This window comes from Embleya sp. NPDC020630, assembly GCF_044334985.1.
GTDB lineage: Bacteria > Actinomycetota > Actinomycetes > Streptomycetales > Streptomycetaceae > Embleya.
This window is the reverse complement of record NZ_JBIRUB010000003.1, coordinates 568535-581241: the sequence shown is the minus strand read 5'-3', so window position 1 is coordinate 581241 and position 12707 is coordinate 568535. Positions and strand designations below refer to the sequence as shown.

Sequence of the window (12707 nt, the reverse complement as noted above, 5' to 3'; positions counted from 1 at the left end):
GTGGATGGCGTGGTTTCCGTGGACGGTGTGGGCGACGTGGATGGGGTGCGTGGGCATGGCTGATCTGACCGGCAAGGTGGCGATCGTCACCGGGGCCGCCCGTGGGCAAGGGGCGGCCGAGGCGCGGTTGTTCGTGGCCTCCGGGGCGCGGGTGGTGCTCACCGACCTGTTGACCGAGGAGGGTGAGCGGGTGGCCGCCGAACTGGGCGCCGCCGCGCGCTTCGTCCGGCACGACGTATCCGACCCGGCGGACTGGGCCGCGGTGGTGGACGTCGCGGTCGAGGCGTTCGGGGGCCTCGACATCCTGGTCAACAACGCCGCGATCTACTGGACCAGGGGCTTCGCCGACGAGACGGCGGAGCGCGTGGAGCGGATCATGCGGGTCAACTTCTTCGGCGTCTGGCACGGCATGCAGGCCGTGCTGCCCGCGATGAAGGCGCGCGGCGGCGGCTCGATCGTCAACATCTCGTCCCAGGCCGGCCTGGAGGGCATGCCGGGACACGCGGCCTACGGCGCGACCAAGTGGGCGGTACGCGGACTCTCCAAGACCGTCGCCCTGGAGGTCGGCGAGCACGGCATCCGGGTCAATTCGGTACACCCGGGCACCATCGACACCCCGATGATCGCCGCGGTCGGGCTGGAGCAGGGCGCGGGGAAGTACCCGTCCGTGCCGCTGCGCCGGATCGCCGCCCCGGAGGAGGTCGCCGAGGTGGTGGCCTTCGTCGCCTCCGATGCGGCGTCCTACCTGACCGGCACCGAATTGGTCGTCGACGGCGGCGCCATGGCCGGGATGGTCAGGCCGGTCGGCAGCTTCTAGGCGTCTGCGGCCGGTATCGGCCGGGACCGGGGGTGGGTGGGGCGGCTCGACGAGCGCGCTCCGCGCATCCCCGGTCACCCGCGATCGGTGCCGGGAAAGGCGTTTGGAAGCGGTGCGGGGGAGCGTGTAAAGTATCCGTGGTCGGGCGGGCAAGCCCATCCGGCCCAAGTGAATAGCGGGGCTGTAGCTCAGTTGGTAGAGCGCTTGCATGGCATGCAAGAGGTCCGGAGTTCAATTCTCCGTAGCTCCACAGAGATGGTGAGACCGCCTTCCGGATTCGTTCGGGAGGCGGTCTTTTTCGCGTCCTCGATGCGGCGTCGGTGGAAAAAGTGTGAAAGCCCTGTTCCGGGCATTCTCCCTTCGGGATCTCGACGAAGGTGAGCATGCGATGACGGAGAGTCGGTTCTGGGAGCGGGCGATGGACCGGGCGATCGTGCCCGGATACAGCCGGATCGGGTACCGGGTGCGGCGGTCGGGATTCGCGGCCGACCCCGAGCACGCGCTCAAGGGGCGGACCGTGGTGGTGACCGGGGCCTCGTCCGGGATCGGCGAGGCGGCGGTGGCCGGCCTGGCCCGGCTCGGCGCGACCGTGGTGCTGGTCGGGCGGGACGAGGCGCGGGCCGAGGCGGCCGGCCGGCGGGTCGCCGAACTGGTGCCCGGGGCCGACCTCGCCGTGCGCCGCTGCGACGTGGGCAACCTGCCGGACGTGGCCCGCCTCGCGAAGGAGCTGCGGGCCGAACAGGGTCCGCTGCACGCGCTCGTGCACAACGCCGGTGTATTGCCCCGGGAGCGTGCGGTGACCGCCGAGGGGCACGAGGTGTGCCTGGCGGTGCACGTGCTCGGACCGCATCTGCTCACCCGGCTCCTCGCCACCGACGCCGCCTCCTGCGCGCGGGTGGTGTGGATGAGCTCGGGCGGGATGTACACCCAGCGGCTGCCGGTGGACGACATCGAGTACGAACGCGGCCCGTACCGGCCGACCGTCGCCTACGCCCGGACCAAACGTATGCAGGTCGTGCTCGCCGAACTGTGGGCCGAACACCTGGGCGAGGGCGGCCCGGTCGTGCACGCCACCCACCCGGGCTGGACCGACACCCCGGGGCTGCGCGCGTCGATGCCCACCTTCCGCCGGCTCACCGCACCGCTCCTGCGCAGCCCCGAGGAGGGCGCGGACACCGCCGTGTGGTTGTGCGCGGCGGACGAACCCGGCCGCACCACCGGGCTGTTCTGGCAGGACCGCGTCCCGCGCCCGACCCACTACCGCGCGGCCACACGCGAGAGCCGGCCGGACCGGGCCTGGTTCTGGCGGCGGTGCCAGGAACTCACCCACCCGTGGGCGGGGGAGTGCGGGGGACGCGGGGACTGAGCGTGCCCGGGCCGGTCGGGTCCGAGGGGCGGGCCCGAGGACGGCCGACGCCTCCGGGCCCCACCCCTCGAACCGCCTACGCGAGCGGGAATCCGACCCCGTGCTCCTCGACCGGCCGAGGTCCGTGGATGCGCCGGTCGGCCTCGGTGATCGCGACGTCGTTGATGCTCGCCTCGCGCCGCCGCATCAGGCCGTTGTCGGCGAACTCCCACAACTCGTTGCCGTAGCTGCGCCAGAAGGCGCCGGCGCCGTCGTGCCACTCGTACTGGAAGCGGACCGCGATGCGGTCGGCCGTGTAGGACCACAACTCCTTGCGCAGCGCGTAGTCCTGCTCGCGGGCCCACTTCTCGGTCAGGAACGCGACGATGGCCGGGCGGCCGGTGACGAAGCGGTCGCGATTACGCCACACCGAGTCGGGGGTGTAGGCGAGCGCGACGCGCTCGGGGTCGCGGGTGTTCCAGGCGTCCTCGGCGGCCTGCACCTTGGCGCGGGCGTCGGCCTCGGTGAAGGGGGGCAGCGGCGGCCTCACTCGGACCACCCCGACTGCTCGATCACGTCGACGAAGTTCGTGCGCTCGAAGCCGGGGACGAACCGGTCCAGGACATCCGCTTTGACGTTGCCGAACGTGGTCTGCGGGCGGTGTTCGATGCCCTCGGTGAACGCGCGCAGGATCCGCCGCTTGAAATCCGGGCGGGGATGCGCGGCGACCACGGCCGCGCGCGCCTGCTCGGAGAGGTCGTCGAGGCCGATCCCGAGCACGTCGAGTTCGACGCCGGCGGTCACCAGGGCGACCTCGGGCTCCATCCGGGTGGGGATCTCGGGGGTGGTGTGCAGGGCGATCGCGGTCCACACGATGCGGGCCTGCTCGGCGGAGAGGCCGTGTCGCAGTACGAAGTCGCGGGCCGCGTCGGCGCCGTCCAGTTCGAAGCGCTGCTGCGAGTCGCGGTGCTCGGCGGTCAGTCCGAGGTCGTGGAACAGCGCGGCAACGTAGAGCAGTTCGGGGTCGAAGACCAGGCCCCGGCGGCGACCCTGAAGCGCGCCGAACAGGTACACGCGGCGCGAGTGGTCGTAGAGCAGGGGGCCGGCGGTGTCCCGGACCAGTTCGGTCGCCTCCTTGGCGAGCGCGCTGTCGGGGATGTCGACGTCGGCGATGCGTTCGGACATGGCGTCGATCCTTTCCTGGATGACGGTGGCGGGTCTTTGTCTGCATCGAGCCTCCCGCTCCGTGCCCGTTCGGGGCCATGTCCATCCGGACACCGATCCCTCGGATTCGGACACGCTCTCCGGCTAGCCTGAGGTCATGCGACGCAGACATGTGGCCGTGCTCGGCTACGACGGAGTACGACTGATGGACGTGACCGCACCGCTGGAGGTGTTCGGCACCGCCGAGCGCATGGGCGGGGCGTACACCGTGACGCTGTGCTCGCCGACCGGTGAGCCGGTGACCACCTCGGCCGGCACCCGGCTCATGCCGGCCGCCGCCGCGGCGGAGATCGACGCCGCGCACACCCTCGTGGTGCCCGGATCGGTCGAGTTCCCGCAGTACGCGCCGCCGCTCGCGCTGCTCGACGCGGTGGCCGCGCTCGCCGAGGTTTCCGAACGGGTCGCGTCGGTGTGTACGGGGGCGTTCGTGCTGGCCCGGGCCGGCCTGTTGGACGGGCGACGGGCCGTGACGCACTGGCGGCACGCCGCGCTGCTCGCCCGGTACCACCCGGCGATCACGGTCGAGCCGGACGCGATCTTCGTCCGGGACGGCTCGGTCTACACCTCGGCCGGGGTCACCGCCGGCATCGACCTCGCGCTCGCCCTGGTCGAGGCCGACGAGGGCGCCGACCTGGCCCGCGAGGTGGCCCGCGACCTGGTGGTGTTCCTGCGCCGACCCGGCGGCCAGTCGCAGTTCTCGGTGCCCTCGCGCACCCCGCCCGGCGCCGACGACCCGCTGCGCCCGGTGCTGGACGCGGTCGCGGCGGATCCGGCGGCCGACCACTCGCTGCCCGCGCTGGCCCGGCTCGGCGGGTTCAGTCCGCGCCACCTGACCCGGCTCTTCCACGAGCGGGTCGGCTCGACGCCGGCGGTGTACGTCGAGGCCGTGCGGATCGAGGCGGCCCAGGCGCTGCTCGCCGCCGGCGCCACGGTCACGGCCGCCGCCGCGCGCAGCGGTCTCGGCAGCGACGAGTCGCTGCGCCGGGCATTCCTGCGCCGCCTCGGCGTCACCCCCTCCGCCTACCGGGCCCGCTTCCGCAGCACGACGGGCTGAGCGCCGGGGCGGGTCGGGATTGGCCACGATCGGCTTCGGGCACCGGCCCGGCGTGATCGTCGGAATCGGGCTCGGCCTCGTCGTCGCGTGGTACGTGCTGCGCGGGTTCGGCAACCGGTGGTGGTGGGCGCGGCGTTGGGTGAACCGGCTGAGCCCGTGGACCCGGCGACTGCACGCGTGGGTCCTGTCCGCACCCGTCACCTTCACCTACATTGCCATCTTCACCGCGTCCACCGTGGTGCAACGCACGTCGCCGCCACGGCTGATCGACCTGCTCACCAAGCTGAACAGCACCAACCTGTTCCGCCTCGGCGACGATCCGGTGGAAGCGCTGCTCACCAGCGCGTTCTGGGTCGCCGACCACGGGTCCGGCCTGGCCACGTACGTGCTCGTGTTCGGCACCGTGGTGGCCTGGGCCGAGCGCCGCTACGGGCCGCCTCGGATATTGCTGATCGGCGCGAGCGCGCACGTGTTCGGCTCGCTGATCACCGCCGCCGTGGAGAAGGGCGCGATCAGGGCGGGGCGACTGCCGGAGAAGATCGCGTTCGCCACCGACGTCGGAGTCAGCTACGTCGAGGTCGGCTCGTGCGTCGCGGCGGTGCTGATCATGACCGGCTGGGTCCGCCTGGCCGGCGCCGCGGTGATGTTCGTGTGGGTCGTCCTGCCGGTGATCGTGAATCACAGCATCTGGGACTTCGGGCACCTGTACGCGGCCATCAGCGGCCTCGCCGCCGCGATCGTGCTGCGCCTGGCCGGGCCGCTGCGCACCCCGCCGCCGCTCAAACCACCCTTGGTCATGAGCACGGTGACCGAGCGGGTAGACTCATAACGTATTCGCGCGGGGCTGTAGCTCAGTTGGTAGAGCGCTTGCATGGCATGCAAGAGGTCCGGAGTTCAATTCTCCGTAGCTCCACATCGCGTCGAAGGCCGCCTCCCGGTTCGGGAGGCGGCCTTCGATCGTCTCCGACCCGCGTGCCCCGCGCCCGCGCGTTCGTCGGTGCCTATCGCACCAGGCCCGCGAAGAATGCGCGGACGTCACCGATCAGCAACTCCGGCTGCTCCAGCGACAGGAAGTTGCCGCCGCGCTCGAACTCGGTCCAGCGCACCACGTGGTGGTCGCGCTCGGCGAACCGGCGGATCGCCACGTCCGACGGCAGTGCGACCGCCACCGCCGTCGGCACCGTGCCGCGCTCCTTCGGCGCCCACGCGCCCTGGTCGTGCGCCATCTCGTAGTAGAGGTTGGCGGAGGATCCGGCGGTGCCGGTGAACCAGTACACGCTGATGTTGGTCAGCAGGGTGTCCCGGTCCACCGCGTCCTCGGGCAGCGCGCTCGCGGTGTCCGTCCACTCCTTGAACTTCTCCACGATCCACGCGAGCTGGCCCACGGGCGAGTCGTGCAGCCCGAAGGCGAGCGTCTGCGGCCGGGTCGACTGGATCGCGTTGAAGCCCATCTTGTCGTCGCGGAACTCCTGGAGACGGGCAAGTCTGGCCTGCTCGCCGTCGGTCAGCCCGGCGAAGTCGGCCGGGTCCTCGGAGGGGAAGGTGACCAGGCCGTTGACGTGGATCCCGATGACGTGCTCGGGATCGATCCGGCCCATCTCGCCCGCGATCCACGCACCGCCGCCGTTGCCCTGTACGCCGTAGCGCGCATAGCCCAGGCGGGCCATCAACTCGGTGAACGCGCCCGCGATCCGGCCGGTGGTCCAGCCGGGGCCGGACAGCGGGCCGGAGAAGCCGACTCCGGGGGTGTCGGTGACCACGACATGGAAGTCGCGAGACAGCGGCTCGATCACGTCGACGAACTGCACGAACGAGCCCGGCCAGTCGTGGATCAGCAACAGCGCGGGCGCGTCGGCCCGCTCGGAGCGTACGTGCGCGAAGTGCACGTCCTGGCCGTCGATCCGGGTGACGAACTGCGGGAAGGCGTTGAGCCGCGCCTCGGCCTCGCGCCAGTCGAACCCGTCCGCCCAGTAGGCGGCCAGGTCCCGGAGGTAGTCCGTCGGCACCCCGCGCGACCAGGCGGGCACACCCGGCACGTCGGCGGCCCAGCGGGTGCGGGCCAGCCGGTCGCGCAGGTCGTCGAGATCGGCCTGCGGGATGTCGATCCGGAAGGGGCGGATCGTGGTGTCGGCGACGGTCTGGGCTGCGGTGCTGCTGCTGTTCTCCATGAGAAGAAGACTAGGATCCAATTAGGAACACTACGCTCCTATCGAGGCGGCACGCTGAGAAAATGTTGGAAACCTCCGCGCGGTTGTTGCGCCTGCTGTCCCTGCTCCAGACACCCCGTGAGTGGCCCGGCTCGGAACTGGCCGAACGACTCGGCGTGACCGGTCGCACGATCCGCAAGGACGTCGACCGGCTGCGCGAACTCGGCTATCCGGTCGACGCCTCCCGCGGCTCCACCGGCGGCTATCGGCTCGCCGCCGGCGCCGCGATGCCGCCGCTGCTGCTGACCGACGACGAGGCGGTGGCGGTCACCGTCGGCCTGACCACCGTCGCCCGGGGCGCGATGGCGGGCATGGAGGAGACCTCGGTACAGGCCCTGGCCAAGCTCGAACAGGTGCTGCCCGCGCGCCTGCGCCGCCGGGTGCGCGCGTTGCAGCGCTACGCGGTGTCGGTGCCCGCGGATCGGCCGGACACGAGGGTGGACACCGAGGTGCTCACCGCCCTGGTCGCGGCCTGCCGGGACCGCGAGCGGCTGCGCCTGGACTACCTCGACCACACCGGCGCGGCGACGCGGCGCACGGTCGAGCCGCAGCGGGTGGTCAACTGGGGGCGCCGCTGGTATCTGGTCGCCTGGGACGTGGACCGCGACGCCTGGCGTACCTTCCGGGTCGACCGGCTCACCCCGCGCACCCCGACCGGGCCGAGGTTCGCGCCGCGCGAGGATCCGGAGGGCGACGCGGCTCGGTACGTCGCGGGCAAGGTTTCGGCCGCCGCCTGGCGGTACCGCGCCCGGGTGCTGGTACACGCGCCCGCCGCGGAGGTGCTGGAGCGGATCAACCCGGCCGTGGGCACCGTCGAGGTGGTCGACGCGCACACCTGCGTGCTGGACACCGGCGCCGACTCGCTCGACACCCTGGCCGTGCACCTGGGCCTGCTCGGCCACGACTTCGACGTCACCGAGCCCCCGGAACTGGTCGCCCACCTGCGCGCCTTGACCGCCCGCTACGCCCGCTCGACACCTCCCGAGCCGGCATCGCCACGAGCGCGGTGAAGCGGCGGGCCCGGGCGGTTTGTCGCCCCCGTCCGGCACCGGTGATCACGATTGGGGTTTTTCCCGTCACGGTTGCGTGACGGGTCGAACGAGTGGGCGAATGGTCCGGTTTCCGGCCAGTAATGTCGCCGGACGTGACCCTCACCGCCGTACTCGTGCTGGTGCTCGCGAGCCTGCTCGCGGTCGCCGACTGGGTGGCCGTCGCCCGGGAACGACTCCCGCTCGATCGCCTCCTGAAACCCGCGGTGATCTGTGCCCTGATCGTGGTCGTCTGGTCGTTCGACGACGTCGACGGGGCACTGCGCGCGCTGTTCAGCGTCGCGCTCGCGTTGTCGCTGGCGCGGGACGTGCTCGCGCCCCGCTGGTTCGCCGGGGCCGTGACCGCCTCGCTGCTCGCGCACGGCGTCTACGTCGGCGGCTTCCAGCGCATGGGCTGGTCCTGGTTGTGGGCCGCCGCGGGCATCGTGGTCGTGCTGTTCGCGGCGGGGGCGTACGCGGTCCGGCTGGTCACCGGCGCGCGCGAGACCGCGCCCGCCTACACCGGCATGGTGCCGGTCTACGTCGGCGTCGTGTCGGTGATGGTCGTCGCCGCCGCGGCCACCGGCCGGCCGAGCGCGGTGGCCGGCGCGTTCCTGTTCTACGTCTCCGACACCCTCGTCGCCTGGAACCGGTTCCGCGCCCCGACGCCCTACGCCCCGGTGCTGATCGCCGGCGCCTACCATCTCGCCCAGATCCTGCTGGTGTTGTCGCTGTCCACCGGGCCCGCCCCGGGATTGTGAGCGGTGCGGGCCCGGGTGCGACCCCGGGCCGACGGCGTCCTGCGGTAACCTGGGGCCATGCGTGCCGTACTGCTGCTTACCGGGCCGCGCTGAGCAGGCCGGGTGGAGACCACTCCCACCCGACTCGGCGCGGCGACCCCTCCTGAGCGAGGGGTCTTTTCGTTTCCAGAACCGGCCGCTTCGCGGAGGCGGCCGTAACCGGAAGAAGCAGTCGACGGCTGCCCACACCCCGATGGTTGAGGACGATGACCGAGATGACGCAGGGCCCTGCCGGCAACACCGACGCCCCGACCGAGCCCTACCGCTACACCGCAGTCCTGGCCGGCGACATCGAGGCGCGGTGGCAGGACCGCTGGGAGGCCGACGGCACGTTCGAGGCGCCCAACCCGGCCGGCCCGCTGGCCGAGCCGGAGAAGGTCGCCGGGCGGCCCAAGATGATGGTGATGGACATGTTCCCGTACCCCTCGGGTGTGGGCCTGCACGTCGGACACCCGCTGGGCTTCATCGCGACCGACGTCTACGCCCGGTTCAAGCGCATGACCGGCCACAACGTGCTGCACACACTGGGCTACGACGCCTTCGGCCTGCCCGCCGAGCAGTACGCGGTCCAGACCGGCACCCACCCGCGCGTGACCACCGAGGCGAACATCGCCAACATGCGCCGCCAGCTGCGCCGGCTGGGCCTGGGCCACGACCAGCGCCGGTCGGTGGCCACCACCGACCCGGCGTACTACCGCTGGACGCAGTGGATCTTCCTGCAGATCTTCAACTCCTGGTACGACCCCGAGGCGCCCGGCGCCGACGGCGGCGTCGGGCGGGCGCGGCCGATCGCCGAACTGGTCGAGCAGTTCGAGAAGGGCGCGCGGCCCACCCCGGACGGGCGTGCGTGGGCCGACCTGAGCGGCACCGAGCGCGCCGCCGTGCTGGACGAGTTCCGCCTGGCGTACGTCTCGCAGGCCCCGGTCAACTGGGCCCCGGGCCTGGGCACCGTGCTGGCCAACGAGGAGGTCACCGCCGACGGTCGCAGCGAGCGCGGCAACTTCCCCGTGTTCAAGGCGAATCTGCGGCAGTGGATGATGCGGATCACCGCGTACTCCGACCGGCTGCTGGCCGACCTGGACAAGCTGGACTGGCCCGAGCCGATCAAGATCATGCAGCGCAACTGGATCGGTCGATCCGAGGGCGCCCGGGTCTCGTTCGCCACCGACGCCGCGCCCATCGAGGTCTTCACCACCCGCCCCGACACGCTGTTCGGCGCCACGTACATGGTGCTGGCGCCGGAGCACGACCTGGTCGACTCGATCGTGGCCGACGCGTGGCCCGAAGGTATTCCAGCGGTCTGGACGGGCGGCGCGGCCACGCCGGCCGAGGCGATCGCCGCGTACCGCCGGTTCGCCCAGTCCAAGAGCGACGTCGAGCGGCAGAGCGAGGGCAAGGACAAGACCGGCGTCTTCACCGGCGCCTACGCGACCAACCCGGTCAACGGCGAGCGGGTGCCGATCTTCATCGCCGACTACGTGCTGATGGGCTACGGCACCGGCGCGATCATGGCGGTCCCGGCGCACGACCACCGCGACTTCGAGTTCGCGCGCGCCTTCGAGCTGCCGATCCGGTGTGTGGTCCGGCCGAGCGACGACCGCTCGATCGAGGACACCACCGACTGGGCCGACGCGTTCGTGTCCTACGACGCGGCGCTGGTGAACAGCACCGGCGAGGGCATCGGCCTGGACGGGCTGGGCGTGGCCGACGCCAAGAAGGCGATCACCGAGTGGCTGACCGAGCGTGGCATCGGCGAGGGCACGGTCAACTTCAAGCTGCGCGACTGGCTGTTCTCCCGGCAGCGCTACTGGGGCGAGCCGTTCCCGATCGTCTTCGACGAGGACGGCGTCGCGCACGCGCTGCCCGACTCGATGCTGCCGGTCGAGCTGCCCGAGATCGACGACTACCGCCCGCGCACCTTCGACCCGGACGACGCGAACACCAAGCCCGAGACGCCGCTGTCGCGCAACGCCGACTGGGTGAACGTCACCCTGGACCTGGGCGACGGGCCCAAGAGCTACCGCCGCGAGACCAACACCATGCCCAACTGGGCCGGTTCGTGCTGGTACGAGCTGCGCTACCTGGACCCGACCAACTCCGAGGTGCTGGTCGACCCCGAGGTCGAGAAGTATTGGATGGGGCCGCGGCACGAGGGCCACACCGGCGGCGTGGACCTGTACGTCGGCGGCGTCGAGCACGCGGTGCTGCACCTGCTGTACTCGCGCTTTTGGCACAAGGTGCTGTTCGACCTGGGCCACGTGTCCTCGTTCGAGCCGTTCCACAAGCTGTTCAACCAGGGCTACATCCAGGCGTTCGCGTACAAGGACGAGCGCGGCGTCTACGTCGAGGCGAGCGAGGTCGAGGAGCGTGACGGCGGCTTCTTCCTGGGTGAGCAGGCGGTCAGCCGCGAGTACGGGAAGATGGGCAAGTCGCTGAAGAACTCGGTGACTCCCGACCAGATGGCCGAGGAGTACGGCGCGGACACGCTGCGCCTGTACGAGATGTCGATGGGCCCGCTGGAGATCTCCCGGCCGTGGGACACGCGCGCGGTGGTCGGTTCGTACCGCTTCCTGCAGCGGCTGTGGCGCAACATCGTGGACGAGCACACCGGCATGCCGACCGTGGTCGACGAGCCGGCCGACGAGGCCACGCTGCGCGCCACCCACAAGGCGATCGACGGCATGCGGCGGGACATGGACGCGCTGCGCTTCAACACCGCCATCGCCAAGGCGATCGAGCTGAACAACGCGCTGGTCAAGCTGCCGGCCGTGCCGCGCGAGATCGCCGAGAAGCTGGTCCTGATGGTCGCGCCGCTGGTGCCGCACGTGGCCGAGGAGCTGTGGTCGCGGCTGGGGCACGGCGACACGGTCACCTACGAGGCGTTCCCGCAGGCGGATCCGGCCTACCTGGTCGAGGACACCGTCACCTGCGTGGTGCAGGTCAAGGGCAAGGTGCGGGCCCGGCTGGAGGTGCCGCCGACGATCGGCGAGGACGACCTGAAGGCGCTGGCGCTGGCCGATCCGGCGATCGTGGCGGCGCTGGACGGGGCGGGTGTGCGGATGGTGATCGTCAAGCCGCCGAAGCTGGTGAACGTGGTTCCGGCGTAGGGGGTTGGTGGCGGGTCGGTCGCTCGTTGGTGGCGGCCGGCCCGGCTGCTCGGCACGGGGGCGTCGCTCGTCGCGGGGCGGGCGGCCCGGCTCGCGGGCCGGGTGAGCGGCGCCGGCGAGTGGCCTTTAGGGGTGGTGATTTCCGGCCGGTGGCGGGGGTGTTTCCGGTCGGTGACGATCGCCCGGAACGCGGGGTTTTCCCGGCGCGTGCGTGGCGGAGGCTCGCGGCGGGGTTAGTGTGAGTGAGTACCTTCCGGCCCCGACCAGGCAGGAGACGCCTCGTGGCCCTCGCCGACGTTCCCGCGCCCACCCACTCCTTGGCGGGCGGTGCCGAGACCCTGGGCGTGGTGCTGGGCGCCGGCGTGCTCGCGTGTCTCGTCCTCGTGGGCGTCGTGGTGGGCCTGATCACCATGATGCGCCGCGCGGTGCGGCGCCGGATCGAGCGGCACGCCCCACGCGTGCGCGGCATGGTCGAGGACGCCGCGTCGAAGGCCCGTTCGTACACGCTCACCGGCGGCGCCGGCGAGGCGGCTCGGATGCGCGGTTCGGTGCGTCGTTCGCTCGACCAGACCCGGCGGGTGCTGGAGGCGGGCTACGCGCACGACGCCCAGCTGTCCGACGCGGTCGCGCTGCTGCGCCGGTTGGACGAATTCGCCAAGGCGCTGGACACCGACCTGAAGCTGCTCGAACGCGAGCCGGACCGGACCAGGGTCGACCGCGAATTGCCCGGTCTCAAGGACCGCGCGGACCGCATCGAGCACGCCGCGGCGTCCCTGCGGTGGGCCGTCCAGGACCGCGAACGCCATTTGGGCGAGGACGAGTTGGACCGACTCGGCACCGACGTCGAGCGCGAGGCGGCGGCCTTGCGGGCGTATGCGGAGGAGGGCGGGGCGGGTGGAGCGGGTGGGCTGGGTCCGGCGGGGTTGCGGGGTCCGTCGGGGGGCTCCGGCGCGTCCGACCCGTCGCATCGTCCGGATCGCTCCGGTCGGCTCGGTCGCTCCGATCGATCCGAAAGCAAGCGCCTGACCTGAACACGTGCCGACGGCGAGCCCCCACGACGGGACGCGTCGGCCGCACCGTGGCGCGCGCCACCCGCGTGCCGGGGCGTGGCATGGTGACCGAAAA

At 71.8% G+C, this 12707-nt stretch carries 11 protein-coding genes and 2 tRNA genes; 10 read left to right on the top strand and 3 right to left on the bottom strand.

Annotation, left to right across the window (positions count from 1 at the left end):
* Nucleotides 1–55: 55 nt before the first annotated feature.
* The 3 genes from ACH4XV_RS13955 (at nucleotide 56) to ACH4XV_RS13945 (ending at nucleotide 2183) form a co-directional block, all read left to right on the top strand.
* On the top strand, nucleotides 56–817 hold the full coding sequence (locus tag ACH4XV_RS13955) for an SDR family NAD(P)-dependent oxidoreductase (protein WP_380029190.1): 762 nt from the start codon (nucleotides 56–58) through the stop codon (nucleotides 815–817).
* A gap of 177 nt (nucleotides 818–994) precedes the next feature.
* Nucleotides 995–1067, top strand: a tRNA-Ala gene (locus ACH4XV_RS13950).
* A 138-nt stretch (nucleotides 1068–1205) separates the two neighbouring features.
* Nucleotides 1206–2183 carry an SDR family NAD(P)-dependent oxidoreductase gene (locus tag ACH4XV_RS13945; protein WP_395789437.1) on the top strand — a complete coding sequence of 326 codons (978 nt, stop codon included), beginning with the start codon at nucleotides 1206–1208 and terminating at the stop codon, nucleotides 2181–2183.
* Nucleotides 2184–2259: 76 nt separating this feature from the next.
* Here ACH4XV_RS13945 and ACH4XV_RS13940 read toward each other — a convergent pair whose 3' ends face one another.
* Entirely contained in the window at nucleotides 2260–2721 is a 462-nt protein-coding gene (locus tag ACH4XV_RS13940; RefSeq protein WP_380002981.1) for a nuclear transport factor 2 family protein, read from the bottom strand.
* Nucleotides 2709–3347: an HD domain-containing protein gene (locus ACH4XV_RS13935; protein WP_395789435.1), complete on the bottom strand. Its 639-nt coding sequence runs from the start codon at nucleotides 3345–3347 to the stop codon at nucleotides 2709–2711. Before ACH4XV_RS13935 ends, ACH4XV_RS13940 begins: the two co-directional genes overlap by 13 nt.
* A gap of 136 nt (nucleotides 3348–3483) precedes the next feature.
* On the opposite strand from ACH4XV_RS13935, the gene ACH4XV_RS13930 reads away from it, so the two are divergent.
* The 3 genes from ACH4XV_RS13930 (at nucleotide 3484) to ACH4XV_RS13920 (ending at nucleotide 5353) form a co-directional block, all read left to right on the top strand.
* Nucleotides 3484–4440, top strand: coding sequence for a GlxA family transcriptional regulator (locus tag ACH4XV_RS13930; protein ID WP_395789433.1), 957 nt, complete (start codon nucleotides 3484–3486; stop codon nucleotides 4438–4440).
* Between the two features lie 52 nt (nucleotides 4441–4492).
* A complete protein-coding gene (locus ACH4XV_RS13925) occupies nucleotides 4493–5269 on the top strand; it encodes a rhomboid-like protein (RefSeq protein ID WP_395789431.1) in 777 nt (258 codons plus the stop codon).
* A gap of 11 nt (nucleotides 5270–5280) precedes the next feature.
* Nucleotides 5281–5353, top strand: a tRNA-Ala gene (locus ACH4XV_RS13920).
* 88 nt (nucleotides 5354–5441) lie between these two features.
* On the opposite strand, the gene ACH4XV_RS13915 is transcribed toward ACH4XV_RS13920, so the two are convergent.
* Nucleotides 5442–6608, bottom strand: a complete 1167-nt coding sequence (locus ACH4XV_RS13915; RefSeq protein WP_395789429.1) for an epoxide hydrolase family protein — start codon at nucleotides 6606–6608, stop codon at nucleotides 5442–5444.
* A gap of 62 nt (nucleotides 6609–6670) precedes the next feature.
* On the opposite strand from ACH4XV_RS13915, the gene ACH4XV_RS13910 reads away from it, so the two are divergent.
* The 4 genes from ACH4XV_RS13910 to ACH4XV_RS13895 all read left to right on the top strand — a co-directional run bounded on the left by ACH4XV_RS13910 (nucleotide 6671) and on the right by ACH4XV_RS13895 (nucleotide 12613).
* Nucleotides 6671–7657 carry a helix-turn-helix transcriptional regulator gene (locus ACH4XV_RS13910; protein ID WP_395789427.1) on the top strand — a complete coding sequence of 329 codons (987 nt, stop codon included), beginning with the start codon at nucleotides 6671–6673 and terminating at the stop codon, nucleotides 7655–7657.
* 134 nt (nucleotides 7658–7791) lie between these two features.
* Nucleotides 7792–8436 carry a lysoplasmalogenase family protein gene (locus tag ACH4XV_RS13905; RefSeq protein WP_380002992.1) on the top strand — a complete coding sequence of 215 codons (645 nt, stop codon included), beginning with the start codon at nucleotides 7792–7794 and terminating at the stop codon, nucleotides 8434–8436.
* 245 nt (nucleotides 8437–8681) lie between these two features.
* Entirely contained in the window at nucleotides 8682–11582 is a 2901-nt protein-coding gene (gene leuS / locus ACH4XV_RS13900; protein ID WP_395789425.1) for a leucine--tRNA ligase, read from the top strand.
* Nucleotides 11583–11863: 281 nt separating this feature from the next.
* A complete protein-coding gene (locus ACH4XV_RS13895) occupies nucleotides 11864–12613 on the top strand; it encodes a hypothetical protein (protein ID WP_395789423.1) in 750 nt (249 codons plus the stop codon).
* Nucleotides 12614–12707: the final 94 nt, after the last annotated feature.

Excerpts from the sequence above, each read along its gene's own strand:
- ACH4XV_RS13955 (WP_380029190.1), top strand. The coding sequence starts at position 56 with ATGGCTGATCTGACCGGCAAGGTGGCGATCGTCACCGGGGCCGCCCGT.
- ACH4XV_RS13945 (WP_395789437.1), top strand. The coding sequence starts at position 1,206 with ATGACGGAGAGTCGGTTCTGGGAGCGGGCGATGGACCGGGCGATCGTG.
- ACH4XV_RS13935 (WP_395789435.1), bottom strand. The coding sequence starts at position 3,347 with ATGTCCGAACGCATCGCCGACGTCGACATCCCCGACAGCGCGCTCGCC.
- ACH4XV_RS13930 (WP_395789433.1), top strand. The coding sequence starts at position 3,484 with ATGCGACGCAGACATGTGGCCGTGCTCGGCTACGACGGAGTACGACTG.
- leuS (WP_395789425.1), top strand. The coding sequence starts at position 8,682 with ATGACCGAGATGACGCAGGGCCCTGCCGGCAACACCGACGCCCCGACC.
- ACH4XV_RS13915 (WP_395789429.1), bottom strand. The coding sequence starts at position 6,608 with ATGGAGAACAGCAGCAGCACCGCAGCCCAGACCGTCGCCGACACCACG.
- ACH4XV_RS13910 (WP_395789427.1), top strand. The coding sequence starts at position 6,671 with ATGTTGGAAACCTCCGCGCGGTTGTTGCGCCTGCTGTCCCTGCTCCAG.